The sequence below is a fragment of the Leifsonia naganoensis genome, from assembly GCF_013410615.1.
Taxonomy (GTDB): Bacteria; Actinomycetota; Actinomycetes; order Actinomycetales; family Microbacteriaceae; genus Leifsonia; species Leifsonia aquatica.
In genome coordinates this window covers 3894138-3917920 of record NZ_JACCHJ010000001.1, presented here as the reverse complement: position 1 = coordinate 3917920, position 23783 = coordinate 3894138, and the positions used below count along the sequence as shown (strand labels likewise).

Sequence of the window (23783 nt, the reverse complement as noted above, 5' to 3'; positions counted from 1 at the left end):
CCGTGAAGCCCTTCGATCCCCGCCTGCTGCGGTACGCCTCCGCGTCCCGGGGGGCCCTCGCCGCCGGCGGTCTGCTCGCCATCGTGCAGACCGCCGCCGGCCTGGCGTTCGCCTGGCTCGTGACGCAGCTGATCGTGCGTGCCATCGCGGGTGAGGATCTCGCCGCGCTGAGCGGTCTGATCGCGATCCTCGTGCTCGTCGTGATCGGGCGGGGCGTCGTGCTCTGGCTCGTGGACGCGGTCGCCGCCCGCGGCGGGGCTCGCGTGATCGGGCAGCTGCGTGAGCGGCTGATGTCCGCCGTCGCGACCCTCGGGCCGGGATGGACGGCATCGCGCAACTCCGCCGACGTCACCCTGGTGGCCGGACGCGGCATGGAGGCGCTCGACGGGTACTTCGGCAAGTACCTGCCACAGCTGATCATGACGGCCGTCGCCACCCCCATCCTGGTGTTGGTGATCGGCTGGCAGGACCTCACGAGCGGCATCATCATCGTGCTGACCCTCCCGCTCATCCCGCTCTTCATGGTGCTCGTGGGCTGGGCGACCCAGGCCGCGCAGAAGCGTCAATGGAAGGCCCTCTCGACACTGTCCCGCGGCTTCCTCGACGTGGTCGGCGGGCTCTCCACCCTGAAGCTGTTCGGGCGGCAGCACCGCCAGGAGGGGCGCATCCGCTCGGTGAGCGAGGACTACCGGGTGCACACCATGAAGGTGCTCCGGATGTCGTTCCTCTCGGGCTTCGTGCTCGAGCTGGCGGCCAGCCTGTCCGTCGCGCTCGTCGCGGTGACCATCGGCCTCCGGCTGGTGGCGGGCGACATGGAGCTGTCCGTCGGACTCTTCGTCCTCCTGCTGGCGCCGGAGGCCTTCCTCCCGCTGCGGAACGTCGGCGCGAGCTATCACGCGGCGGCCGAGGGCATCGAGGCCGCCGAGAACGCGTTCGCGGTGATCGAGGCCGCGGAGAACGCCGACGCGACCGCTCCGGCCCCGACGGAGGGAGGAGCACCGGCCGAGCCGGGGCTCGCCTTCGCGGGGGTCGTGGTGCGCTACGACGGGCAGCCCGTGGTCGGTCCCTTCACCGCCGTCGTCGCCCCGGGGAGGGTCGCCGTGCTGAGCGCCCCGAGCGGCGCCGGAAAGTCGAGCCTCGTCTCCGCGGCCCTCGGCTTCGCGGACGCAGAGGGCACGATCGTCGCGGGACGCCGGAGCGACGCCGAGGGGCGACGATCCGCGATCGCGTGGGCCGGGCAGCGGCCGGGGCTCATCGCCGGCACCATCGCCTCCAACGTCGCGCTCGGGGACCCGCATCCCGACCGTGCCGTCGTGCTCGACGCGCTGCACGATGCGGCCGCCGGCGAGCTCGACCCGGACGCGAGCGTCGACGCCGGGGGAGCAGGGCTGTCCGGCGGCCAGGCGCAGCGTGTCGCGGTGGCGCGCGCCCTGTACCGGCTGCGCACCCGCGATTGCCCCATCCTGATCCTCGATGAGCCGACCTCCGCGCTCGACGCCGCGACCGAGTCCGCGCTGATGGCCAGCCTGCACCGCGTCGCGGACGCCGGCGCGGCCGTGCTCGTCGTCAGTCACCGCGAGGCCGTGGTCACCGCGGCCGATGCGATCTTCGAAGTGGAGGCGGCCGACCGTGTCCGCTGACGTCCGCCGCATCCTGCGGCTCTCCCTCCCGCCGGCCCGCCGGCTCTGGGCAGCCATCGCGCTCGGGGCGCTCAGCGCCGCCTGCGCCGTCGCCCTGCTCGGCGTCAGCGCGTGGCTGATCACCTACGCCTCCGAGCAGCCGCCGGTCCTGTTCCTGTCGATGGCCGTGGTCGGCGTGCGGGCGTTCGCGCTGGGTCGGGCCTTCTTCCGCTACCTGGAGCGTCTCGCCGGGCACGACGCGGCCTTCCGCCAGCTTCCCGCCATCCGCTCCTCGCTCTTCGCGCGCCTCGTGCCCCTCGCACCGGACGGCCTGCGCGGCGCGCGCGGCGGCGACCTGCTCTCGCGGATCGCCGACGACGTCGACGAACTGCAGAACTACTCGCTCCGGGTGGTGCAGCCCCTCGTGACGTCGGGCCTGATCGCACTGGCGAGCGTCGTCGTCGCCTTCCTGCTCCTCCCCGAGGCAGGGGTCGCCCTCCTGGTGATGCTGGTGCTGGCCGTGGTCGCGGGCTCCCTCGTCAACTCCTGGGCGGCCGGCTCCGCCGAACGGAGAATCGCTCCGCTGCGCGCCGAGCTCTCCGATGCGATCCTCGACCTCGTCCGCAACGTGGATGTGCTCACGGCGTATGGAGCCCTGCCTGCTGCGCAGCGGCGCGTGAGCGAGGCGAGCACTCGCCTGACCGGAGCCGTTCGCGCTCGCGCGGCAGGTCTCGGCCTCACCGCCGGTGCGGTCTCCCTCCTTGCGGGCGGTGCGACCGTCCTCGGCCTCGTCTCCGGTATCCCCGCACTCGGAGCAGGCCGGATCGAAGGCCCCGTCCTCGCCGTGATCGCCCTGCTCCCGCTCGCCGTGTTCGAGGTGTTCGGGATGGTGCCGCTCGCGCTCGGCGCGTGGCGGCAGGTCCAGGCGAGCGCGCGACGCATCGCCGACGCGGCGCCGGCCTCGGCGCCCGACGGGATCCCCGTCGACGCCGACGATGCGGGGCCGTTCGCCGTCGACGGCGTGCCCGCTGTGCGGCTCTCTGGGGTCTCGGCGCACTGGCCGGGCGTCGACCGCCCGGTGCTCCGGGACATCGACCTGGAACTCCTGCCGGGGGAGCGCGTCCTCCTCACGGGCCCGACCGGAGCCGGCAAGACGGCACTGGCCCACGTTCTGGTGCGTTTCCTCGAGCATGACGGCACCTATGCGCTCGACGGTGTCGAGACGCGGGGCGTACGTCAGGACGACGTGCGCCGGGTCGTCGGCCTGTGCGAGCAGCAGCCGTATCTCTTCGACGCCGACCTGCGGCAGAATCTGCTGTTCGCGCGCGAGACCGCCACCGACGACGAACTGCTCGCCGTGCTGGAGCGTGTCGGGCTGGCCGACTGGGCGCGGGAGCGCGACGGGCTCGCGACGAGCGTGGGCGAACGGGGAGCGCTGGTGTCGGGTGGTCAGGCGCAGCGGATCGCGCTGGCACGCGCCCTGCTCGCCGACTTCCCCGTGCTGGTGGTGGACGAGCCGACCGCGAACGTCGACGTGATGGCGGCCGACCGGGTGGTGCGCGACATCCTGCGCACCGCAGCGGAGGACGGGCGCACCGTGCTGCTCATCTCGCACACGGACGTTCCGCGAGAGCTCATCACCCGCAGTGTCTCCCTGGAGGACGGCCGGATCACGGACGCGGCGGCAGCGGCCTAGCCAGCGCCGCGAAGCGTGACCGCCACGCCTCGGTGCGGGCCGGATCCTGCGCGAGCGTCGGGCCGTCGACCCACGCCGTCACCGCGCGGATGCCGTGCAGGGCGTTCACCGCCCACAGGGTCGCGCCGTCGAGCTGCGACGGCCGGACCTCCTCCTCGTCCACCGGCACCCGGAGGGCCGCCGCGATCCCGCGGACGGTCCGCGCCGCGACGCTGTCGACGCGCGCGAGGGAGAGCGGAGGGGTGAAGAGCGTGTCGCCGCGCCACCACAGGAGCGCCGTCGTCGCCCCGTCGGCGACGAAACCTTCGTCGAGGATGACGGCCTCCTGTGCGCCCTGCGCCTGGGCGCGTTGACGCAGTACGGAGAGCCGGTCGATGTCCGGGCCCTTGATGTCGGGAGCGGTGCGCGGGTCGGAGGCGGCGGTCGCCATGACGAGGGATTCGCCGAGCGGCGGGGCGGTCCGCAGCCGGAACCGCAAACGCAGGGCGTCGCGCGTGCGCACGAGCTCGAACCGGGGGAACCACGAGCCCTCGCGGGGGAGCGCCGCGACGCCCGCGTCCCAGAACTCCTGGAGCTCGGACCGGTCGGGATGCCCCTGCAGCCGGGCCGAATCCTGGAAGCGCGCGGAGTGCAGGCCCAGAGCGAGCGCCGTGCCGTCGGCGACGAGGAACGAGTCCGCGACGAGGAGGTCGGTCTCCGCCACCTCGCAAGAATCGCGGGCGACGAGCTCGCCGCCCGCCCAGTCGAAGAGGGTGCTGCTCGCGTCCATTCGCCTAGGCTAGCCCAGTGGTTCTCCCGCTCCGCGCGCTACCGCTCGACGACTGGGTCGATCCGGCGGACGCCTTCGTCGCGCTCTTCGGCGACCCGGCCGCGAACACCGGCGCGCCCGACGCCGTGTGGCTCGACAGCGGTCCCGATGCGGTCGACGGACGCAGCATCATCGCCACCGGCCGTCGTGTTCTCACCGCCTCCGCGGCTCGGGGCACGACCACGATCGACGGGGTCGAGCGCGCGGGGGAGGTGCTCGACGTTCTGCGCGACGAACTCGCCGGCCGGGAGGCTCCGAGCATCCCGGACGCGCCCGTCGGTTGGATCGGCTGGCTCGGCTACGAGACCGGTGCGCGCCCGCTCGGTGTCCCGTACCGCACGGGCGATGGCGCCGATTCCGCGCTGCTCCTGGCGGATCGCGCCGTCGTCTTCGACCACGCCTCCCGTCGCGTCGAGATCATCGTCGCGCCGGAGGGTGTCGACCGTGTGTGGGCGGAGGAAGCGCGCGCGGTCCTTGCGGGCTGCGCCGGCGCGGCAGCGGCGTATGGTGCCGCTCATCCCGTACCCGAGGCGGAGGCCACGTGGCGTCACGGCGACGACGCGTACCTGGGGCTGATCCGGGACTGTCTCGCCGCGATCCGGGAGGGCGACGCCTACCAGCTGTGCCTGACCAACCTGGCGACCGCGCGCACCGCCGCGGATCCGCTCGCCGTGCACCTCCGGCTGCGCGCGATGAGCCCGGCCCACCACGGCGGGTTCCTCCGGATCGCGGGGGAGACGCTCGTCAGCTCCTCGCCCGAGCAGTTCCTCCAGGTGTCCACCGACGGCCGTGTGCGCACCAAGCCGATCAAGGGAACGCGACCGCGCGGTGCGACCGTCGCCGCCGATCTCGCGCTCCGCGCCGAGCTCGAGGCGAGTGACAAGGAGCGCGCGGAGAACGTCATGATCGTCGACCTCATGCGCAACGACCTGGCGCGCGTCTGCACGGTGGGCTCGGTCGAGGTGCGGCACCTGCTCGCGGTCGAGAGCTACGCTCAGGTCCACCAGCTGGTCAGCACGGTGGAGGGGCGGCTCCGCGACGGGCTCGGCGCGGTGGACGCGATCGCGGCATGCTTCCCCGCCGGCTCGATGACGGGGGCGCCGAAGCTCAGCGCCATGGGCATCCTGTCCCGCCTGGAGGACGGACCGCGCGGTGTGTACGCGGGCTGCTTCGGCCTCATCGGGGCCGACGGGTCCGCCGATCTCGCGATGGTCATCCGGAGCCTCCGGTTCCGCGATGGCGGGGTGCAGGTCGGCGCCGGCGGCGGGATCACCGTGCTGTCGGTGCCGGACGAGGAGCTCGAGGAGGTCCGGATCAAGGCGGCGCCGCTGCTCCGCTCCGCCGGGCTCCGCCTCGCGAGCGGCTTGACGCCCGCTGGGAACGGACTGGACGCCTCCGACGTTTAGTAGTCTGGAGTCCCGGGCTTGTGCCCGGAGTCTGCTTCGCCAGCCACCCCGCCCGACGGTCCGCCGTCGCGGTGCGGTCGAGCCGGCGGTATCGACACAGCGCTAGCGAGAAAAACAGGAGTCCCGTGGCACACGAGCACGATTCAGGGAGCACGCCCGTCGAGGGCGCGCAGTACGACTTCGCCGCGATCCAGAGCAAGTGGCTCCCGATCTGGGACGAGCTCAAGCCGTTCGCCACGGCCGACCCGGACGACAAGCGTCCGCGCAAGTACGTGCTCGACATGTTCCCGTATCCGTCCGGCGACCTGCACATGGGCCACGCCGAGGCGTACGCGCTGGGCGACGTGATCGCCCGGTACTGGCGCCAGCAGGGCTTCAACGTGCTGCACCCGATCGGCTGGGACGCCTTCGGCCTGCCCGCCGAGGGCGCCGCGATCAAGCGCAACCTCGACCCGCGCGACTGGACCTACGACAACATCGCGCAGCAGAAGGCCAGCATGCGCCGCTACGCGCCCAGCTTCGACTGGGACCGCGTCATCCGGACCTGCGACCCGGACTACTACCGCTGGAACCAGTGGCTGTTCCTGAAGCTGTACGAGAAGGGCCTGGCCTACCGCAAGGCCAGCCAGGTCAACTGGTGCCCCTTCGACCAGACGGTCCTGGCGAACGAGCAGGTCGTCAACGGCCGCTGCGAGCGCTGCGACAACCTGGTCACCAAGAAGAAGCTGACCCAGTGGTACTTCCGCATCACCGACTACGCCGATCGCCTCCTGGACGACCTGAAGCAGCTGGAGGGAGCCTGGCCGTCCAAGGTCCTGAGCATGCAGCGCAACTGGATCGGCCGCTCCACCGGTGCCGACGTGCAGTTCGCGATCGAGGGCCGCGACGAGGCCGTGACGGTCTACACGACCCGGCCGGACACGCTCTACGGCGTGACCTTCATGGTCGTCGCGCCGGACTCCGACCTCGCCGCCGAGCTGGTGGAGGGTGCGCGCCCGGAGGTCCGGGAGCGGTTCGACGAGTATCTGGCGGCCGTCCGCGGAACCACCGAGATGGACCGCCTGAGCACCGAGCGCGAGAAGACCGGCGTCTTCCTGGAGCGGCACGCGATCAACCCGCTGACCGGCGAGCGCATCCCGATCTGGGCGGCCGACTACGTGCTGAGCGACTACGGTCACGGCGCGATCATGGCCGTGCCCGCGCACGACCAGCGCGACCTGGACTTCGCCCGCGCCTTCGACCTCCCGGTGCGTGTGGTGGTCGACACCAACCAGCCCGTCACCGGCGTCATCCCCGTGATCCCGGTCGACCCGGAGACCGGCGAGCCGACGATGCCGGAGGACGCCCCGCTGGAGAACCCGGCGGAGACCGGCGTGGCTCTGACCGGCGAGGGCCGACTGATCAACTCGGGTCCGTTCGACGGGCTGAGCAAGTCCAACGCGATCCGTCGCGTGACGGAGGCGCTGCAGGGCTCCGGCCTGGGCGAGACGGCGAAGAACTTCCGCCTGCGCGACTGGCTGATCTCGCGTCAGCGCTACTGGGGCACCCCGATCCCGATCATCCACTGCGAGAAGTGCGGCGAGGTGCCCGTCCCGGAGTCGGAGCTGCCCGTGCTGCTGCCGCCGGCGGAGGGTCTCGACCTGAAGCCCAAGGGCACCAGCCCGCTGGGTGCGGCCGAGGACTGGGTCAACGTGTCGTGCCCGACGTGCGGCGGCCCCGCCAAGCGCGATGCCGACACGATGGACACCTTCGTCGACAGCTCGTGGTACTTCCTGCGCTTCCTGTCCCCGAAGGACGACACCCAGGCGTTCGACCCGCGCGAGGCCGAGAAGTGGGCGCCCGTCGACCAGTACGTCGGCGGCGTGACCCACGCCATCCTGCACCTGCTGTACTCGCGGTTCATCACCAAGGTGCTGTTCGACATGGGGTCGATCAGCTTCACAGAGCCGTTCACGGCGCTGCTGAACCAGGGCATGGTGCTGATGGAGGGGTCCGCGATGTCGAAGTCGCGCGGCAACATCGTGAAGCTGTCCGAGCAGCTCGACGAGCACGGTGTGGACGCCGTCCGCCTGACGATGGCGTTCGCCGGCCCACCCGAGGACGACATCGACTGGGCGGACGTCTCGCCGTCGGGCAGTGCGAAGTTCCTCGCGCGCGCCTGGCGCGTGGCGCACGACGTCACGAGCGCTCCGGACGTCGTCTGGAAGAACGGCGACCCGGCGCTGCGCCGCGTTACGCACCGCTTCCTCGCCGACGCCCCCGGCCTGATCGAGGCGTTCAAGTTCAACGTCGTCGTGGCGCGCCTGATGGAGCTGGTGAACGCTACCCGCAAGGCGATCGACACCGGTGCCGGCCCGGCCGACGCGGCCGTCCGCGAGGCGGCCGAGGTCACCGCGATGGCCCTGAACCTGTTCGCGCCCTACACGGCGGAGGACATGTGGGAGATCCTCGGCTACGAGGCCTCGGTGGCGCTGGCCCAGTGGCGCAAGGCCGACCCGACCCTCCTGATCGAGGAGTCGGTCACGGCCGTCGTGCAGGTGGACGGCAAGGTCCGCGACCGCGTCGAGGTCTCGCCGAAGATCTCGGGCGACGAGCTCGAGGCCATGGCCCGCGCCTCGGAGGCCGTGGTGCGTTCGGTGGGCGACCGCGAGATCGTCAACGTGATCGTGCGCGCCCCGCGCCTGGTGAACATCGCCACGCGACCCAAGGGCTGAACGGCCGAGCTGAACTGAACTGAGCTGAGCCGATCGGCGGTCCTCCACAGGAGGGCCGCCGATCGTCGTTTCCCACCGATCCGCGCACGGCGGCCGAGCGCGTCCCGCTGCTTCGTAGCGTGTGGTCATGCGACACCGAGCCGAGGCCTCCGACGTGGAGCCGGGGGCGCGCCGGCGGCTGCGGCTCGGCGTCGGCGCGGCCATCGTGCTGCTCCTCGGCGTCTTCGTAGTGGCGATCCTGGCGTCGGCGTTCTCCGGGCAGGGGAGCGACGTGGAGGTGCCGGCCTCGCGCACGACCTCGGCTGCGTCGGGAGCTGCAGAGACGAGTGCGCAGCCCGATGGAGGCGGAGGCGAGCTGTTCGTCCACGTCTCGGGTGCCGTGGTCAGCCCGGGACTCGTGACGCTCGCGGCCGGCGCACGCGTGGTCGACGCGATCGCGGCGGCGGGCGGCCTCACGCCCGACGGCGACCCCGCCGGCGTCAACCTCGCGCGTCTCGTGTCCGACGGCGAGCAACTGGTGGTCCCGAAGGAGGGGGAGGTGCCTCCCGCCGCGCCCACCGGCTCGGGCGGTGGTTCCGGCGCGGCGGGCACAGGACTCGTGAACATCAACACCGCGGGACAGTCGGAGTTGGAGACGCTCCCGCGCATCGGGCCCGCGCTCGCCCAGCGCATCCTGGACTGGCGGGCGGCGAACGGAAGGTTCAGTGCGCCGACCGACCTGCTGAAGGTCGCGGGGATCGGAGACAAGGTCTTCGACGGTCTCAAAGACCGGGTGAGCGTCTGATGCCCGACCTGCGTCTCGCACTCCCCGCCGCTGCCCTCTGGATCGCGTGCGCTCTGGCGATCGGTGCGCCGGACGCCGCGGCGTTCGCCGCCCTCGCCGGCGGTGTCCTCGCGGCCGTCCTCATCGCCTCCGCCGCCCGACGTGCCCGTCGACGCGCGGGTGCGGTTCTGGTGGGCGTCGTCCTCGCGGGCGGGGCGCTGGGCTGCGCCGTGTCGGCGGTCCACGCACCCGGCCGGACGGCCGACCTCCTGGAGCGGGCGGCCCAGGAGCGGCAGGAGGTGACGGTGCAGGTGCGGGCCGAGAGCCCGGGTCGCCGGGTGGCGTCCGGGTTCGACGGTGCCGAGCGGTGGAGTTGGAAAGGTACGGCTCTGGGAGTGGACGGTGCGGACGCCGGCCCTGACGTGCGGGGGATCAGTGTGCCAGTGACGGTGTTCACGGTCGCGGACGGATCCGGTGCCGTTCCTCCCTTCGGGTCGGTCGTGGCCGTTTCCGGAGCACTGCGCGCGAACGAGCCGGGGGAGTCGACCAGCTTCCGGCTCTCCGCGTCGCACCCGGCGTCGGTGGTCGCCGACGCGCCTGTCTGGCTGGGGTGGACCGAGCCCGTGCGCTCGGCGTTCGCCCGGGCGGCCAGGGAGACTCCGGGGGATGGCGGTGCCTTGCTGCCCGGCCTCGCGATCGGCGACGAGTCCGGCGTCTCCGAGGAGCTGGACGCGGCTATGAAAGCGAGTGCGCTGAGCCATCTCACCGCGGTGTCGGGAGCGAACTGCGCCCTCGTCACCGGGCTGGTGTTCGTCGTGGCCGCTCGGGTCGGCGCGAGTCGTCGGATGCGCGTCGTCATCGCAGCGACGGCGCTGCTGGCGTTCGTCGTGCTCGTCGGGCCGGGCGCCAGCATCCTGCGCGCCGCCGTGATGGCCGCCGTCGTGCTGCTCGCGCTCGCCCGTGGTCGACCCGCGGACGGCCTGCCGTCGCTGGCGCTGGCCGTGGTGCTCCTGCTCGTGCACGATCCGTGGATGGCGCGCGACTACGGGTTCGCCCTCTCGGTCGCGGCCACGGCGGGGTTGCTCCTGCTGGCCGGCCCGCTCGCCCGGCGCCTGACTCGGTGGATGCCCCGCGCCGTCGCACTGGCCATCGCGGTGCCGGCGGCGGCGCAGCTCGCGTGCCAGCCGATCCTGCTGCTGCTCACACCGACGATCCCGCTGTACGGCGTCGGGGCGAACCTGCTCGCCGAACCGGCGGCGCCGGTGGCGACCGTCCTGGGTTGCCTCGCGTGTCTCACGCTGCCCTGGGCGCCATGGCTGGGGGAGTTGTTCGTCCGGCTCGCCTGGCTGCCGTCGGCGTGGATCGCCCGGATCGCGCACACGGCCGCGTCCCTGCCGGGAGCGGCGCTGCCGTGGGTCGACGGCATCGTCGGCGTCGTCCTCTGCGTGTGCGTTCTCGTGGCGGTGGGCGTCGTCATCGCGCGCGTGCACCTGCCGCGGCCGGTCGTCGTCACGGCCGCGCTCGGCCTCGGCGGCGTCGTCGTCGCGTACGGGGGAGTCCTCGGCGGGGGCTTGGTGGCGCGGGCGATCGGCACGCCGGACGACTGGCAGATCGCCGCCTGCGACGTCGGCCAGGGGGATGCGCTCCTGGTCCGCGATGGCGACGCGGTCGCGATGATCGATGTGGGTCGCACGCCCGAGGCCGCAAGCGCGTGCCTCGACCGCCTCGGTGTCGCACGAATCGACTTGCTCGTGCTCACCCACTACGACGCCGACCACGTGGCGGGGCTCCCGGGCGTGATCGAACGCGTCGAGCGGGCGCTCGTGGGGCCGCCCTCCCGTGAGTCCGACGAGCAGGTCGTCGCGTCCCTCGAAGCCCACGGAGCGAGCGTGGAGCGGGCGCTGGCGGGGATGGCGGGAACGCTCGGTCGCCTGCGATGGGACGTCCTGTGGCCCCGTGGAGCGCGGGACGAGGTGCCAACGGGCAACGACGGCAGCGTCGTGCTTCGGACGTCCGGCGCGGGCCTGACGGGCCTGTTCCTCGGCGACCTGGGCGAGCGGGCCCAGGATGAACTCCTCGGCGCCGCTGGGATCGGACGGGTCGACGTGGTGAAGGTCGCCCACCACGGCTCCGCCGACCAGAGCGAGCGCCTCTACGCGGTGTCGTCCCCGCGGATCGGACTGCTGTCCGTCGGAGCGGACAACGGGTACGGCCACCCCACCCGTCGCTCTCTGGACATCCTCGGCGAGGTGGGGGCTGTCGCGGTGCGCACCGACACGCGCGGGCTCATCCTCGTGTCGCCGGGCGCGGACGGGCCGCGCGTATGGACGGAGCGACCCGAGGCCGCCGATGCCGGTGGTCGCCCGTATCCTGGAAGGGAACGAGGAGGAACGTGGCCACCAGGAACACCGGCCGGAGCAGCGCGAGCCGCTCCGGTGCCAGCAAGGCCCGCGCGGTCGCGAGTGCGATCCCGCAGCTCCCCTGGAACCAGATCCGGCCTGCCCCCGTTGTGCTGGTGTCGGGGACCGAGGGCTTCCTCGCCGACCGCGCCATCCGCGCCCTGCGGGACGCGCTCAAGGCGGAGGATCCGAGTCTCGAGATCAGCGACGTCTCCGCCGCCGACTACGCCCCGGGCGAGCTCATCACCCTCGCGAGCCCCTCCCTCTTCGGAGAGCCGCGGCTGATCCGGGTCGATGCGGTCGAGAAGTGCACCGATGCGTTCCTCACCGAGACGCTCGAATACCTGGCGACGCCGGCGGACGGCACGGTCGTCGTGCTCCGCCACGGCGGAGGCGTGCGCGGCAAGAAGCTCCTGGACGCGATCCGGGCCGGCTCCGGCGGCGGGATCGAGATCGTCTGCACCGAGCTCAAGAAAGACGCCGAGAAGTACGAATTCGCCCAGGCGGAGTTCGCGAGCGCCGGCCGCAAGGTGACGGCCGGCGCGCTCCGGGCGATCACCTCGGCCTTCTCCGACGACCTCGCGGAGATGGCCGCGGCGTGCCAGCAGCTCATCTCCGACGCAGCCGAGCAGATCACGGAGGCGACCGTCGACAAGTACTACGGCGGCCGCGTCGAGACGAACGCGTTCCAGGTCGCCGACGCCGCCATCGCCGGACGCCACGGCGAAGCGCTCATCACCATGCGTCACGCCCTCGCGTCCGGCGCCGACCCCGTGCCGATGGTCGCCGCGTTCGCCAGCAAGATCCGCACGATGGCGAAGGTGTCCGGAGCACGTGGTGGTTCCGGCCAGCTGGCGCAGCAGTTCGGCCTCGCGCCGTGGCAGGTGGACCGCGCCAAGCGCGACCTCCAGGGCTGGACGGAGGACGGCCTCGGCCGCTGCATCGAGGTCCTCGCCGAGACTGACGCGAACGTGAAGGGCGGCGGCCGCGACCCGGTCTTCGCCCTGGAGCGGATGATCCGGATCGTCAGCGGCCGCGGACGCGGCTGAGACCTCTCGGCGCTTCGCACGATCGCTACAGAGACCGCTCACGCGCCAACGGCCGCACACGCGACGAGCCCCCGCCCTCGGACCTGAGGTCCTCGGAGCGGGGGCTCGTCGCAGCGCGGGATCAGCTCCCGCGGAGGTCAGTGGCTCAGAGAGCGGCGACCTGCTTGGCGATGGCCGACTTGCGGTTCGCCGCCTGGTTCTGGTGGATGACGCCCTTGCTGGCCGCCTTGTCGATCTTCTTGGACGCGACGCACAGCGCCGCGGTCGCCTTGTCCTTGTCGCCCGCGACAACGGCCTCACGGGTCGCGCGGATGGCCGTCTTGAGCTCGCTCTTGACGGACTTGTTGCGCTCCTGCGCCTTCTTGTTGGTGCGGTTGCGCTTGATCTGCGACTTGATGTTTGCCACGAATGGTTACTTTCGTTCGAAGTGAGTATCGGATGTGCCGTTCAGCGAGAGAGGGCGCTTCCCGGCGTTCGTGCGGGTACACCCACACGCAAGCCAACAAACAACTTTACCAGCGGGCCACCCCTGCGCCAAATGCAGCGGGATCAGTGGGCGTCGACGGACTCCGGTGCGTACGAACCGGAGGCGATCTCGTCGACCAGAGTGGGGCCGTTCGGCTCCCAGCCGAGGTCGATGCGACCCTTTGACCCGCGCGACTGCTGATCGAGCAGCAGCGCCTCGGTGAGTCCTGCACCGAGGCGCTCGGAGGTCTCCTCGACCGTCTCGGCGACCACGCCGCCGGCGATGCCCGCAGCGGCCGCCGCGGCCTCCCCGAGCTCGCGCACGGTCGGGTTGGCGCCGCTCGCTCCGAGGTAGACGGAGCCGGCGTCGCCCTGCTCGAGCGCGAGCACGTACAGGGCGGCGAGGTCGTCGACGTGCACGGTCGCCCAGTGCTGCGCCCCGTCGCCGATGAGGTGCAGGGCCGGAGCGACGCCGTCTCCGCGCGGAGCATCGACGATCAGGCGCGCGAGGCCGGCGCCGCGACCGTAGACGATCGACGGGACGACGACGATGCCGCGCACTCCCTCGGCGCCGAGGACGCGTGCCTCGTTCGCACCGCGCCAGGCGGTGAGCGCGGGCGGCGCGGCGGGGGAGTCCTCCGTGATGTCGGCGTTGGAGCCGTACGTCCAGATGCCGCCGGTGTGCACGAACGGCTTGTCGCTGCCCTCGAGGCCCCGCAGCACCGCGGTGATGAGGATCGGGTCGACGTCCTCGCCGGACGCGAGGTGCACGACGCCGTCGCTGGCCAGGGCCGCCTCCGCGACCAGATCGCTGTCGGCGGCGTCGCCGATGAGCGCCGTCGCGCCCGCGGCCTCCACGATCGCCGCCTTCTCGGCGTTGCGGACGAGGGCCGTCACCGCGTGCCCCTCCTCGATGAGGCGGGGGAGGACGGAGGTGCCGATGTAGCCGGTCGCGCCGGTCAGGAGGATGCTCATGCTCCCATCCAACACCGACGCGGGCCGCGCATTCCCGCGACGGCTCCCATGCGACGGCGAGCGTAGGCTCGACACCATGACTGCTTCGACCATCGCCATCGTCAACGCCCGTGTCGTCCCCGTGCTCGGAGAGCCGATCGAAGGGGGCACGGTGCTCATCCGCGACGGCGTGATCGAAGCCGTCGGCGCGGCGGGCGAGGTCAGCATCCCGGACGGCGTCGCCACCGTGGATGCGACCGGCAAGTGGGTGCTTCCGGGCTTCGTCGAGTCGCACGGGCACGTCGGCATCCACGAGGAGGCCAACGGCCCCGCCGGCGACGACACGAACGAGATGACGACGCCGAACACGGCCGCCGTGCGCGCGATCGACGCGGTGAACATCGACGACGAGGGCTTCCGCGACGCGCTCTCGGGAGGCGTCACCTCCATCGTCGTCAAGCCGGGATCCGGCAACCCGATCGGCGGCCAGACCGTCGCGATCAAGTCCTGGGGCGGCCGGACGATCGACGAGCAGGTCATCAAGGCGGCCGTCAGCGTGAAGTCGGCGCTGGGCGAGAACCCGAAGCGTGTCTACGGCGCCAAGAACGTCACCCCGAGCACGCGTCTGGGTGTCGCGATGATCATCCGCCAGGCGTTCGTGGAGGCGCAGAACTACCGCGCCCAGCGCGACGAGGCCGAGCGCGACGGCAAGGCGTTCGCCCGCGACCTCACCAAGGAGACCCTCGTCCGGGTGCTCGACGGCGAGCTCTACTGGGACCAGCACACGCACCGCCACGACGACATCGCGACCGCGCTGCGCCTGGCCGACGAGTTCGGCTACAAGCTCGTCGTGAACCACGGCACGGAGGCGCACAAGATCGCGGACGTGCTCGCCGAGCGCGACATCCCGGTCATCTTCGGGCCGATGTTCACCTCCCGCTCCAAGGTCGAGCTCCGCGACCGCGCGATCGCCAACCTGGCGACCCTCGCCGCCGCGGGCGTCCGCGTCGCGATCACGACGGACCACCCGGTGGTCCCGATCAACTTCCTCGTCTACCAGGCTGCCCTCGCCGTCAAGGACGGCCTGCCGCACCAGACCGCGCTCGAGGCGCTGACCGTCAACCCGGCGGCCTTCCTCGGTCTCGACGAGCGGATCGGCGCTCTGGCTCCGGGACGCGACGGCGACGTGGTCGTCTGGTCGGGCGACCCGCTCGACGTGAACTCGCGCGCCGAGCGCGTCTTCATCGAGGGCACCGAGGTCTACTCCTGGGCGGACGGCGTCGGACGGGTCGTGGAGCGCTCCGAGCGCTTCGCCTGACGGGTCGGAGGGGCTCGGCCGTTCATGGGAGAATGGCGGCACGATGTCACCACGAGCTTTGACGGCCCTCGAGCCCGCCGCCACCGATCCCGCGTTCCTGCGCAACTTCTGCATCATCGCGCACATCGACCACGGCAAGTCGACCCTGGCCGACCGCATGCTGCAGATCACCGGCGCGGTCGCCGACCGGGACATGCGCGCCCAGTACCTGGACCGCATGGACATCGAGCGCGAGCGCGGCATCACGATCAAGAGCCAGGCCGTCCGCATGCCGTGGGCGCATGAGGGCTCGACCTTCGCGCTCAACATGATCGACACGCCCGGCCACGTCGACTTCACGTACGAGGTCTCCCGCTCCCTCGCCGCGTGCGAGGGCGCCATCCTGCTGGTGGATGCCGCACAGGGCATCGAGGCGCAGACGCTCGCGAATCTGTACCTGGCGCTCGAGAACGATCTGACGATCATCCCGGTGCTGAACAAGATCGACCTCCCCGCCGCCGACCCCGAGAAGTACGCGGCCGAGCTCGCGAGCCTGATCGGCGGTCGTCCGGAGGACGTGCTGCGCGTCTCGGGCAAGACCGGCATGGGCGTCGACGCGCTCCTCGACCGCGTCGTGCAGGAGATCCCGGCTCCGGTCGGCGTCGCGGACGCTCCCGCCCGTGCGATGATCTTCGACTCCGTGTACGACAGCTACCGCGGCGTCGTCACCTACGTCCGCATGGTGGACGGCAAGCTCTCGCCGCGCGAGCGCGTGCAGATGATGTCGACCAAGGCAACGCACGAGATCCTCGAGATCGGCGTCTCCTCGCCCGAGCCCACCCCGTCGAAGGGTCTGGGCGTCGGCGAGGTCGGCTACCTGATCACCGGCGTGAAGGACGTGCGCCAGTCCAAGGTCGGTGACACGATCACGACGGCGTCGAAGCCGGCGACGGTCGCGCTGCCCGGCTACACCGAGCCCAAGCCGATGGTCTTCTCGGGCCTCTACCCGATCGACGGCAGCGATTACCCCGAGCTGCGCGAGGCCCTCGACAAGCTGAAGCTCTCCGACGCCGCGCTCGTCTACGAGCCCGAGACCTCGGTCGCGCTGGGCTTCGGCTTCCGGTGCGGCTTCCTCGGCCTCCTGCACCTGGAGATCATCACCGAGCGCCTCTCGCGCGAGTTCGGCCTCGACCTCATCACCACCGCGCCCAGCGTGGTCTACGAGGTCACGACCGAGGACAAGAAGACCATCACGGTCACCAACCCGAGCGAGTTCCCCGGCGGCAAGATCGACAAGGTGGAGGAGCCGATCGTCAAGGCGGCCATCCTCGCGCCCAAGGACTACGTCGGCGTCATCATGGAGCTCTGCCAGAGCCGCCGCGGCACCCTGCTCGGCATGGAGTACCTCGGCGAGGACCGCGTCGAGATCCGCTACACCATGCCGCTCGGCGAGATCGTCTTCGACTTTTTCGACAACCTCAAGAGCCGCACGGCCGGCTACGCGTCGCTCGACTACGAGCCCGCGGGCGAGCAGGAGGCCGACCTCGTGAAGGTCGACATCCTCCTGCAGGGCGAGGCGGTCGACGCGTTCAGCGCCATCGTGCACCGCGACAAGGCGTACGCCTACGGCACGATGATGGCCGGCCGGCTGCGCGAGCTCATCCCGCGTCAGCAGTTCGAGGTGCCGATCCAGGCCGCCATCGGCGCCCGCATCATCGCGCGCGAGAACATCCGGGCCATGCGCAAGGACGTCCTCGCCAAGTGCTACGGCGGCGACATCACGCGTAAGCGCAAGCTCCTCGAGAAGCAGAAGGAGGGCAAGAAGCGCATGAAGATGGTCGGCCGCGTCGAGGTCCCCCAGGAGGCGTTCATCGCCGCGCTCTCGGGCGACACGGAGAAGAAGGACGCGAAGTAGTCGAGGCTACGCGCTCGTCTTCCGGTAGACGTTGATCTGGACGCCGGAGGCGAGCGTGCGCGTCTCGGCGACGTCGAACGTCGTGCGCGGGAACCCGTCGGGGAAGAGCTTCTTGCCCGTCCCGAGCACGATCGGGTAGACCATCAGCCGGTACTCGTCGACCAGGCCGTGGGCGCCGAGGGTCTGGATGAGATTCGCGCTTCCCCAGACGCGGATCTCGCCGCCGGGCTGCTCCCGCAAGGCGGCGACCGCGCCGGGCACGTCGTCCCCGAGGAGCTGCGAGTTCTTCCAGCCCAGCTCGGTGAGGGTGCGGGAGGCGACGTACTTCGGCACGCGGTTGTAGCGGCGCGTGAACTCGCCCTGCAGACCGGGAGCGTCCTCGGGCCAGACGCCCCACGCCTGCGACCAGATGTCGTAGGTGCGACGGCCGAGCAGCAGCGCCTCGGTGCGCTCCTCCCACTCCACGACCACGTTGTCGTCCGCGTTGCCGCCGCCGCGTTCGCGATCGAAGTCCATCTGCCATCCGCCGTAGGGGAAGCCGCGCTCGTCGTCCTCCGTCGATCCGCCGGGCGCCTGGATGACGCCGTCCAGGGTGATGAACTCCTGCACCACGATGCTGCTCATGCCGATCCTCCTCGGTCGCGTTCGGCCCCAGTGTCGTCGCCCCGGCGGCCCCGCGCCAGACCCGGCCGGGAATCCGCCCCGGTTCGCGCTGGGGCGCGGATTGGCGGAGGATAGACACCATGCGCCGCTCCACTTTCACCGACCAGCCCGTCACGTACGGCGCCGTCGGCGGAACGCAGGCCCCGGATCTGCTCTACTACCCGCCGAAGGGCTACCGGCCGCTGCAGAAGCGGACGCGGCTCGGCTCGGGCGACGAGCGCTTCGACACCGCCGCCACGGCACTGATGACCTGGGGCGTGCAGCGCGGCAGCGGCATCCTCGTCACGGACGTGAACGAGGGCACGGGCGTGCAGTACGAGGGCATCGAGTACGACGTCGACGGCACCCCGAAGAGGATGCGCGAGCACCGCGTCGAGGAGGACGTCTTCGCCGACGACGGCTCGCCGTACATCCGCAACGGGATGACGGCTGTGCTCAAGGTGCCGTTCGGCCCGTTTAAGGTCTCCGCGCCGATCCGCGTCGTGTACGTCGTCGACGAGCCGGACCGGGCGGGTTTCGCGTACGGCACCCTGCACGGCCACCCGGAGAGCGGCGAGGAGGCGTTCTTCGTGGAGCGCCACGAGGACGGCACCGTGTGGTTCGTCCTGCGGTCGTTCTCGCGCCCGTCGACCGGCTTCTACCGGCTCGTGTCGCCGGTGCTCCGGCTGGTGCAGAACCGGTTCACGACGAAGTACCTGCGCTCGCTCCTCCCCGCACGGTCGGCCTGATGCCGAGCGCGCTCCCACTCGGCGACCCCGCGCCCGCCGACGGCATCCTCCCGGAGTCGTCGCTCGACGGCGCGGCGGACCGCGACTTCGGGGTCTACCTGCACGTGCCGTTCTGCCGGGTGCGCTGCGGGTACTGCGACTTCAACACGTACACGGCCACCGAGCTCCGCGGTGTGAGCCAGTCCGACTACGCGGGCCATGCGGTCGCCGAGGTCGGCTTCGCCGCCCGCGCACTGGCGGCGAGCGGACTGCCGCAGCGACCCGTGTCGACCGTGTTCCTGGGCGGCGGCACGCCGACGCTCCTGCCGCCGTCGGATCTCGGAGCGATGCTCGGCGCCGTCCGCGACGCGTGGGGACTCGCACCGGGGGCCGAGGTCACGACCGAGGCGAACCCGGACTCGGTGGATGCGGACGACCTGCGCCGCCTCGCCGACGCCGGATTCACGCGGGTGTCGTTCGGGATGCAGTCCGCTGTCCCGCACGTCCTCGCGACGCTGGAGCGGACCCACGACCCCGAGCGCATCCCGCTCGTCGTCGAATGGGCGCGGGAGGCCGGCCTCCAGGTGAGCCTCGACCTGATCTACGGCACGCCGGGGGAGTCGCTCTCCGATTGGGGGCGGAGCCTGGACACGGCACTCGCCTGCGCGCCCGACCACCTCTCGGCGTACTCGCTCATCGTCGAGGCGGGCACCAAGCTCGCCCGCCAGATCAAGAGCGGACAGGTCCCGGAGCCCGACGAGGACCTCCAGGCCGACATGTACGAGCTGGCCGACGCGCGGCTCGCCGCGGCCGGCTACGACTGGTACGAGGTCAGCAACTGGTCTCGCGACGGCGACCACCGCTCGCGGCACAACCTCTCGTACTGGCTCGGCCACGACTGGTGGGGCATCGGTCCGGGCGCGCACAGCCACGTCGGCGGTGTGCGGTGGTGGAACGTCAAGCATCCCGCCGCTTACGCCCAGCGCGTGCTCGCGGGGGAGTCGCCCGCCGCCGGCCGGGAGACGCTCGACGCCGAGACGCGGCGGGTGGAGCGGGTGCTGCTGCTCACGCGCATCCGCGAGGGCATCCGCACCGCCGAGCTGTCGGCGGAGGGCCGCCGCGAGATCGCGGGGCTCATCGCCGACGGCCTCATCGACGGAAAAGCCGCCCTCGCCGGGTCGGTGACGCTGACCCTGCGAGGACGGCTTCTGGCGGACGCCGTCGTGCGACGGCTGCTCGCCGAGGTGTGATCGGGAGCGTCAGCTCACGAACTTGATGGCGATCGGGTACGTGTAGTACTCGCCGCGGTTCGCCTTGAGCGCGGCGATGATGCTGAAGACGATGTTCACGACCCAGACGGCCAGCAGGATGAAGATCCCGACGACGACGAAGCTCGTGATCCAGCCGACCACGGTGCCGATGAACAGGGTGATCTGGAAGTTCAGCGCCGTGGCGGTGTGGGAGCGCACGAACGGGCCGCGCTCCTTGAGCACGAGGTACCCGATGAGCGCCGGGAGCCATCCGAAGAGGATCCCGCCGACGTGGACGAGCGTCGCCCACAGCTTCTCGTCGGAGGGGCTCAACTGCTGAGAGGCGCCTCCGTACGGCTGCTGAGGCGGCGGTGGGGGCGTTGCGGACATGGAGTCTCCTTGCAAAGAGCCCGGGAGCGTCCCGGGCTGATCGGCGGACGATTACCCACACAGCCTAGGGCCGGAGGCCCGAGTCTGAGAAGAAGCCGAGAGCTTTTCAGCCCGAAGCGGCGCGCTACTTGATGAAGCGGAAGTTCACCGGGTAACGGTACGAGCCTCCTCCGTTGACCTTGACGAAGCCGAGGATCGAGAACACCAGGTTCACGATGTAGAGCGCCCACGGCACGAGCAGGCCGAAGAGCAGGTAGCCGATGCCGACGGTGAAGCCGCCGATGATGATGCCGATGATCTGGGAGGCCACCCACGCGATGATCCAGGTGATCTGCCAGTTGAGCGCCTCCTTGCCCTCCACGTTCGTCTTCTCGCCGCGGTCCTTGAAGACCAGCCAGATGATGAGGGAGGGGAGGATCCAGAGGATGCCGCCGAGGTGCGCGAACGACGCCCACTGCTTGTCCTGCTCGGCGGTGAGCGGGGCGGCGGGAGCGGCGTACGGCTGCTGGGGAGCGGCGCCGTACGGCTGCTGCGGCGGCACGTTGCCGTAGGGCTGCTGCGGAGGAACGCCGTTGTTCGGGTCCACGGGCTGGTTCGGGTCGGACATGCGTGTTGCCCTTTCGTGATCGGATGCGACGGAGTCGACCCGGTGCGCATAAGGTACCGCCGCGCGCGCTCGCGGACAATAACTCGTGTCGGCCGTTCGCGCGATATGATTAGCACTCAAGAACGCTGAGTGCTAAGTGAATTCGGTCGACGGGAGGGTGTCATGGTCTCCGAGCGCAGTCTCGAAGTCCTGCGGGTGATCGTCCAGGACTACGTCGCCTCCCGCGAGCCGGTGGGCTCGAAGAGCATCGTCGAGCGGCACTCGTTCGGCGTCTCGGCCGCGACGATCCGCAACGACATGGCCCTCCTCGAGGAGGAGGAGCTGATCGCGGCCCCCCACACCTCGTCCGGGCGCGTGCCGACCGACAAGGGCTACCGGCTGTTCGTCGACCACCTCTCCGAGATGCGGCCGCTCACCACGGCGCAGCGCACGGCGATCGAGGCGTTCCTCGGCGAGTCGATCGATCTGGATGACGTGCTCGCGCGCACCGTCCGCCTGCTCTCGCAGCTGACCAACCAGGTCGCGCTCGTGCAGTACCCGTCGGTGTCTCGCTCGCGCATCCGGCACATCGAGCTGGTGTCGCTCGCGCCGCACCGTCTCCTGAGCGTGCTGATCACGGACTCAGGCGCCGTCGAGCAGCGCGTCATCGAGTTGAACGCCGCGCTGACGGACCAGGAGATCGCCGAGATCCGCGGCGCGATCAACGGGGCCGCGGCCGGGCTCTCCCTGCCCGACGCGACCGCCCGGCTGCGCCAGCTGCCGGACGCACTCACCGAGCGCACCCGCGAGCTGGTCTCGCCGGTCGCGAGCGCCTTGCTCGACCAGATCGCGGCGAACCGGCAAGAGCGTCTCGTCATGGCCGGGGCCGCCAACCTCGTCCGCACCGAGACCGACTTCCCCGGCACGATCACCCCGGTGCTCGAGGCGATCGAGGAGCAGGTGGTGCTGCTGCGCCTGTTCGACGAGATGGCGCACGACCAGCACGGCGTGGCCGTCAGCATCGGCCGTGAGAACGCCGTCCTCGGGCTGAGCGAGGCGTCGATCCTGTCCAGCGGCTACAGCGCCGCCGGCTCCGACGTGGCCCGCATCGGGCTCCTCGGCCCCCTCCGCATGGATTACTCGGGCAACATGGCCGCCGTCCGCGCGGTCGCCCGCTACCTCTCTCGCCTCCTCGGCGACTAGAACACGACAAACGAGAAGGAACAGCCTTACGTGGCCGACCACTACGAAGTACTGGGCGTTGAGCGCAACGCCACCCCCGACGAGATCAAGAAGGCGTACCGCCGGCTCGCGCGCGAGCTGCACCCGGACGTGAACCCCAGCTCCGAGGCCCAGGAGCGGTTCAAGCTCGTCACGCACGCCTACGACGTGCTCAGCGACCCGAAGCAGCGCCAGCAGTACGACCTCGGCGGCCCGACGGGCTTCGGCGGAGGCGGGGGCGGCCAGGGCGACTTCGCCGGCTTCGGCGACATCTTCGAGACGTTCTTCGGGGGAGGAGGGGGAGCCTCCCGCGGCCCCCGCTCCCGGCGCGAGCGCGGGCAGGACGCCCTGCTGCGCGTGGAGATCGACCTCGACGAGGTCGTCTTCGGCACCCACCGCGACCTCGAGGTGGACACCGCCGTCGTCTGCGAGACCTGCAACGGCTCCTGCTGCCAGCCCGGCACCGCGCCGGTCACCTGCGACATCTGCCACGGCACCGGCAGCATCCAGCGCTCCGTGCGCTCCCTGCTCGGCAACGTGATGACGTCGAGCCCGTGCGGCAGCTGCCGCGGCTACGGCACCGTCATCGCCACCCCGTGCGTCACCTGCCAGGGCCAGGGCCGGGTGCGCGCCCGTCGCACCGTTCCGGTGGACATCCCCGCCGGCGTCGACACCGGCCTGCGTCTGCAGATGCCGGGCAGCGGCGAGGCCGGCCCCGCGGGCGGCCCGAACGGCGACCTCTACCTCGAGATCAAGGTCAAGCACCACGACGTCTTCAGTCGCGATGGCGACGACCTCCTCTGCACCCTCGAGGTGTCGATGGTGGATGCGATCCTCGGCACGACCGCCTCGGTGAAGGCGCTCGACGGCGACATCCGGCTCGAGCTGAAGGCCGGGACGCAGAGCGCGGACATCGTGACGGTCAAAGACCGCGGCATCACGCACCTGCGCGGCAGCGGCCGCGGCGATCTGAAGGTCGGCATCCAGGTGGTCACGCCGACGAAGCTCGACCACAAGGAGAAGGAGCTCATCAAGAAGTTCGCGGCGACGCACCACTCGGTGGAGCCGTCGCTCGCACGCTTCCAGCAGGGGCTCTTCGCCAAGCTCCGCGACCGGTTCCTGAACTTCTGACCCGATGAGCTCGCTCTATCTGCGGGAGGACCTCGAGGCGGCCGAGGTCGGCGCGCGGTTGACCCTGACCGGCCCCGAGGCCAAGCACGCGGCGACCGTGAACCGGACGCGCCCGGGGCAGACGGTGTCGATCGGCAACGGCCGCGGCCTGGTCGCGTCGGGCGACGTCGTCGTCGCGACGGGCGCTGAGCTCACGATCGAGGTCGCTTCGGTCCGGCAGGAGGAGCCGCCCGCCCCGCGCATCACGCTGGTCCAGGCGCTGGCCAAGGGCGACCGCGACGAGCTCGCGATCCAGGCGGCGACGGAACTCGGCGTCGACCGTGTCGTCCCCTGGTCCGCGTCGCGATCCGTCTCCCGTTGGGAAGGCGCGAAGGTCGCGAAGGGCCGTGACCGCTGGTCGACGATCGTGCGGGAGGCGGCCAAGCAGTCGATCCGCGCGTGGGTGCCCGAGGTGGGGGAGCTGGCCACGACGGCGCAGGTCGCCGATCTCGCCGACGGCGCGGACGTGCTGGTGCTGGAGCCGACGGGGGACTCGGCGTTGACGGCCTTCACCCCCGGCGAGCGCGAGCTCGTGCTCGTCGTGGGCCCCGAGGGCGGCATCGCCCCGGGCGAGCTGGAGGTGCTCCGCGCCGCGGGCGCCCGCATCGTGCGCCTCGGCGACACGGTGCTCCGCACCTCCACGGCCGGCCCCGCGGCCCTCGCCGTGCTGAACGCCTCGCTCGGTCGCTGGTAGACCCCTCAGGGCGGGCG

At 71.4% G+C, this 23783-nt stretch carries 19 protein-coding genes and 1 pseudogene; 14 read left to right on the top strand and 6 right to left on the bottom strand.

Features of this window, described 5'->3' with window-relative positions; genetic code table 11:
- The first annotated feature begins 2 nt into the window (after nucleotides 1-2).
- Together cydD and cydC are read left to right on the top strand one after the other, a co-directional pair.
- Nucleotides 3-1640 carry a thiol reductant ABC exporter subunit CydD gene (cydD, locus tag HNR14_RS18845; protein ID WP_179702204.1) on the top strand — a complete coding sequence of 546 codons (1638 nt, stop codon included), beginning with the start codon at nucleotides 3-5 and terminating at the stop codon, nucleotides 1638-1640.
- Nucleotides 1630-3315, top strand: coding sequence for a thiol reductant ABC exporter subunit CydC (gene cydC, locus HNR14_RS18840; RefSeq protein WP_425485040.1), 1686 nt, complete (start codon nucleotides 1630-1632; stop codon nucleotides 3313-3315). The genes cydD and cydC overlap by 11 nt, the downstream gene beginning before the upstream one ends.
- Here the strand turns inward: cydC and HNR14_RS18835 are convergent.
- Nucleotides 3290-4084, bottom strand: a complete 795-nt coding sequence (locus HNR14_RS18835) for an aminotransferase class IV (RefSeq protein WP_179702202.1) — start codon at nucleotides 4082-4084, stop codon at nucleotides 3290-3292. The genes cydC and HNR14_RS18835 overlap by 26 nt on opposite strands.
- A gap of 17 nt (nucleotides 4085-4101) precedes the next feature.
- Between HNR14_RS18835 and HNR14_RS18830 the strand changes: the two genes are divergently transcribed.
- The 5 genes and pseudogenes from HNR14_RS18830 (at nucleotide 4102) to holA (ending at nucleotide 12454) form a co-directional block, all read left to right on the top strand.
- Nucleotides 4102-5529 carry a chorismate-binding protein gene (locus HNR14_RS18830; protein WP_179702201.1) on the top strand — a complete coding sequence of 476 codons (1428 nt, stop codon included), beginning with the start codon at nucleotides 4102-4104 and terminating at the stop codon, nucleotides 5527-5529.
- A 125-nt stretch (nucleotides 5530-5654) separates the two neighbouring features.
- Nucleotides 5655-8243 (top strand): leucine--tRNA ligase, encoded by a 2589-nt coding sequence (leuS, locus tag HNR14_RS18825; protein WP_179702200.1) that lies wholly within the window; start codon nucleotides 5655-5657, stop codon nucleotides 8241-8243.
- Nucleotides 8244-8370: 127 nt separating this feature from the next.
- A complete protein-coding gene (locus HNR14_RS18820) occupies nucleotides 8371-9027 on the top strand; it encodes a helix-hairpin-helix domain-containing protein (RefSeq protein ID WP_179702199.1) in 657 nt (218 codons plus the stop codon).
- Nucleotides 9027-11141, top strand: a pseudogene (locus tag HNR14_RS21245) (ComEC/Rec2 family competence protein); the annotation flags it as partial. The gene HNR14_RS18820 and the pseudogene HNR14_RS21245, both read left to right, overlap by 1 nt.
- Nucleotides 11142-11473: 332 nt before the next feature.
- Nucleotides 11474-12454, top strand: a complete 981-nt coding sequence (holA, locus tag HNR14_RS18810; RefSeq protein ID WP_343064570.1) for a DNA polymerase III subunit delta — start codon at nucleotides 11474-11476, stop codon at nucleotides 12452-12454.
- A 145-nt stretch (nucleotides 12455-12599) separates the two neighbouring features.
- Here the strand turns inward: holA and rpsT are convergent, their stop codons facing one another.
- Both rpsT and HNR14_RS18800 read right to left on the bottom strand, forming a co-directional pair.
- The gene (rpsT, locus tag HNR14_RS18805) at nucleotides 12600-12860 is read right to left on the bottom strand and encodes a 30S ribosomal protein S20 (protein ID WP_179702197.1); all 261 of its coding nucleotides are present in this window, start codon (nucleotides 12858-12860) and stop codon (nucleotides 12600-12602) included.
- Between the two features lie 143 nt (nucleotides 12861-13003).
- Nucleotides 13004-13894: an NAD-dependent epimerase/dehydratase family protein gene (locus HNR14_RS18800; RefSeq protein WP_179702196.1), complete on the bottom strand. Its 891-nt coding sequence runs from the start codon at nucleotides 13892-13894 to the stop codon at nucleotides 13004-13006.
- A 76-nt stretch (nucleotides 13895-13970) separates the two neighbouring features.
- Between HNR14_RS18800 and HNR14_RS18795 the strand changes: the two genes are divergently transcribed.
- Entirely contained in the window at nucleotides 13971-15191 is a 1221-nt protein-coding gene (locus HNR14_RS18795; protein WP_039920927.1) for an amidohydrolase, read from the top strand.
- A gap of 43 nt (nucleotides 15192-15234) precedes the next feature.
- Nucleotides 15235-17085 carry a translation elongation factor 4 gene (lepA, locus tag HNR14_RS18790; protein ID WP_039920925.1) on the top strand — a complete coding sequence of 617 codons (1851 nt, stop codon included), beginning with the start codon at nucleotides 15235-15237 and terminating at the stop codon, nucleotides 17083-17085.
- A 6-nt stretch (nucleotides 17086-17091) separates the two neighbouring features.
- Here the strand turns inward: lepA and HNR14_RS18785 are convergent, their stop codons facing one another.
- A complete protein-coding gene (locus HNR14_RS18785; RefSeq protein ID WP_179702195.1) occupies nucleotides 17092-17709 on the bottom strand; it encodes a dihydrofolate reductase family protein in 618 nt (205 codons plus the stop codon).
- A 119-nt stretch (nucleotides 17710-17828) separates the two neighbouring features.
- Between HNR14_RS18785 and HNR14_RS18780 the strand changes: the two genes are divergently transcribed.
- The gene (locus tag HNR14_RS18780) at nucleotides 17829-18476 is read left to right on the top strand and encodes a DUF1990 domain-containing protein (protein ID WP_179702194.1); all 648 of its coding nucleotides are present in this window, start codon (nucleotides 17829-17831) and stop codon (nucleotides 18474-18476) included.
- A complete protein-coding gene (gene hemW / locus HNR14_RS18775; protein ID WP_179702193.1) occupies nucleotides 18476-19705 on the top strand; it encodes a radical SAM family heme chaperone HemW in 1230 nt (409 codons plus the stop codon). Before HNR14_RS18780 ends, hemW begins: the two co-directional genes overlap by 1 nt.
- 9 nt (nucleotides 19706-19714) lie before the next feature.
- Here the strand turns inward: hemW and HNR14_RS18770 are convergent, their stop codons facing one another.
- Together HNR14_RS18770 and HNR14_RS18765 are read right to left on the bottom strand one after the other, a co-directional pair.
- Nucleotides 19715-20095 (bottom strand): DUF4870 domain-containing protein, encoded by a 381-nt coding sequence (locus tag HNR14_RS18770; protein ID WP_039920926.1) that lies wholly within the window; start codon nucleotides 20093-20095, stop codon nucleotides 19715-19717.
- Between the two features lie 124 nt (nucleotides 20096-20219).
- Entirely contained in the window at nucleotides 20220-20702 is a 483-nt protein-coding gene (locus HNR14_RS18765) for a DUF4870 domain-containing protein (protein WP_021757460.1), read from the bottom strand.
- Between the two features lie 162 nt (nucleotides 20703-20864).
- Here HNR14_RS18765 and hrcA point away from each other — a divergent pair, with 162 nt between their 5' ends.
- From hrcA to HNR14_RS18750, 3 genes are read left to right on the top strand one after another with little or no spacing between them, the layout of a single operon-like run.
- Nucleotides 20865-21884 carry a heat-inducible transcriptional repressor HrcA gene (hrcA, locus tag HNR14_RS18760; protein ID WP_021757462.1) on the top strand — a complete coding sequence of 340 codons (1020 nt, stop codon included), beginning with the start codon at nucleotides 20865-20867 and terminating at the stop codon, nucleotides 21882-21884.
- A 30-nt stretch (nucleotides 21885-21914) separates the two neighbouring features.
- A complete protein-coding gene (dnaJ, locus tag HNR14_RS18755; protein ID WP_179702192.1) occupies nucleotides 21915-23033 on the top strand; it encodes a molecular chaperone DnaJ in 1119 nt (372 codons plus the stop codon).
- A gap of 4 nt (nucleotides 23034-23037) precedes the next feature.
- Nucleotides 23038-23766, top strand: a complete 729-nt coding sequence (locus HNR14_RS18750; protein WP_179702191.1) for a 16S rRNA (uracil(1498)-N(3))-methyltransferase — start codon at nucleotides 23038-23040, stop codon at nucleotides 23764-23766.
- The last annotated feature ends 17 nt before the right edge of the window (nucleotides 23767-23783 follow it).

Coding starts and splice junctions, on each gene's coding strand:
- HNR14_RS18770 (WP_039920926.1), bottom strand. CDS start 20,095: ATGTCCGCAACGCCCCCACCGCCGCCTCAGCAGCCGTACGGAGGCGCC.
- hemW (WP_179702193.1), top strand. CDS start 18,476: ATGCCGAGCGCGCTCCCACTCGGCGACCCCGCGCCCGCCGACGGCATC.
- HNR14_RS18795 (WP_039920927.1), top strand. CDS start 13,971: ATGACTGCTTCGACCATCGCCATCGTCAACGCCCGTGTCGTCCCCGTG.
- HNR14_RS18765 (WP_021757460.1), bottom strand. CDS start 20,702: ATGTCCGACCCGAACCAGCCCGTGGACCCGAACAACGGCGTTCCTCCG.
- HNR14_RS18800 (WP_179702196.1), bottom strand. CDS start 13,894: ATGAGCATCCTCCTGACCGGCGCGACCGGCTACATCGGCACCTCCGTC.
- HNR14_RS18835 (WP_179702202.1), bottom strand. CDS start 4,084: ATGGACGCGAGCAGCACCCTCTTCGACTGGGCGGGCGGCGAGCTCGTC.
- HNR14_RS18750 (WP_179702191.1), top strand. CDS start 23,038: ATGAGCTCGCTCTATCTGCGGGAGGACCTCGAGGCGGCCGAGGTCGGC.
- HNR14_RS18785 (WP_179702195.1), bottom strand. CDS start 17,709: ATGAGCAGCATCGTGGTGCAGGAGTTCATCACCCTGGACGGCGTCATC.
- hrcA (WP_021757462.1), top strand. CDS start 20,865: ATGGTCTCCGAGCGCAGTCTCGAAGTCCTGCGGGTGATCGTCCAGGAC.
- HNR14_RS18780 (WP_179702194.1), top strand. CDS start 17,829: ATGCGCCGCTCCACTTTCACCGACCAGCCCGTCACGTACGGCGCCGTC.
- lepA (WP_039920925.1), top strand. CDS start 15,235: ATGTCACCACGAGCTTTGACGGCCCTCGAGCCCGCCGCCACCGATCCC.
- HNR14_RS18820 (WP_179702199.1), top strand. CDS start 8,371: ATGCGACACCGAGCCGAGGCCTCCGACGTGGAGCCGGGGGCGCGCCGG.